Source organism: Bartonella sp. MR90HLJMH (assembly GCF_042194115.1).
Classification (GTDB): Bacteria; Pseudomonadota; Alphaproteobacteria; order Rhizobiales; family Rhizobiaceae; genus Bartonella; species Bartonella grahamii.
Genome location: NZ_JBHIMM010000032.1, coordinates 1 through 1370, shown reverse-complemented (window position 1 = coordinate 1370; position 1370 = coordinate 1). Strand labels below are relative to the sequence as shown.

At 42.8% G+C, this 1370-nt stretch carries 1 protein-coding gene and 1 pseudogene; both read left to right on the top strand.

Annotation, left to right across the window (positions count from 1 at the left end):
- Positions 1-719, top strand: a pseudogene (locus ACFIJ9_RS08600) (hypothetical protein); the annotation flags it as partial.
- Positions 720-788: 69 nt separating this feature from the next.
- The coding region (locus ACFIJ9_RS08595; protein WP_375636777.1) for a lysozyme at positions 789-1370 on the top strand (582 nt) is incomplete at its 3' end.

Below are 1370 nucleotides of genomic sequence, written 5' to 3'. Positions count from 1 at the left end.
TTTCGCAAAATCCGACGGCTCCTGATGGCTATACAAAGGATAATTCTGAAAAGATTGGCGGATTTCATACGCTATGTGCGGATGTTGGTGAGATTGAAGGTCATCTCTTATCAGGTTATCAAGCGGGGGATGTTTTGCCCAATTCTGTTTGGTGTTTAAATCACCGCCTGTGTAGTAGTCCAGAAGGGATGGTTTACAATCCGTGGCATAATATTTGGGTTGATATTTATCTTCAATCAGGGACAGGTGTAAATGCAAAGTCGGCATATGGTGTTCCGATTACGACCAATCGTAGCTATGCGGATCATGCATTTGATTTTTGGTTTGTTAATAAGAGATTTTTGACGAGTGATGAGTTTTCGCCATGCATGTATGGAAGTAATCAAGCAACCAGTATTGTCGGCAATCAAGCGCCTTCTCCTAAGACATCTGGAGGACACGTTGATACAAACAATAGACGGATGATTTCGCATATTGGTTGTGAGGATGGTTGCGGTTATGTGTGGCAATATTTGTCTGGTTGTTATCCAGTGACTAAATGGCATACAGGGGAGCAAGGAAGCAGTTTACGTGTAGACATAAATGTTATGTTGGGAGGAGGCGATTGGACTGGTGGCTCTAACAATGATCATCTTGTACGGAATTTTGCGCATTCTCGTTATGTAGAAGATGAAAAAATAGGCGCCCGTGGATGTAGCGACCCATTTTATTATAATTAGTGCGAGATTGATTAGAACATCATTTTATCCAGCCCCACTTTTGTGGGGCTTTTTTTTATGGAGCGTCAGATGAGAAAGATATCGAAAGAAGCATTAGAGCTTATCAAACAATGGGAAGGTTTGCGTTTAGAGGCTTATAGAGATACGGCATGTGTTTGGACGATTGGTTATGGTCACACCAGCAATGCGGGTCATCCCCTTGTCAAAAAAGGCATGTGTATTAGCCAAGAGCAAGCAGAAAAAATCCTTTGTAAAGACTTAAAGCAATTTGAGCAGACGGTAGAGGAATCGGTTACGGTTTCGTTAACGGATTGCCAATTCGCGGCATTGGTCTCGTTTTGCTATAATGTAGGAAAAGCTGCTTTTTGCAAGTCAACATTGTTGAAGAAGCTTAATCAAGGCGATTATGAAGCCGTTCCTGTTGAATTACAAAAATGGAATAAGGTCGGTGGGAAGCCTCTTGCTGGTTTAGCCAACCGTCGAGCAGCAGAAGCGGGATTATGGGTAAAAGGGGCTTATGTTTCTTCGAATTATCAAAGGGTAGAAACGAAAACGGCAACAGGTCTTTTCAAGGTAGAAGCACTTGCCCCGATTATAGGGTCTTGTTCTGGTTTTGGCGGCTTGTTAGCAGGCAATGGACCGGTGCAATGG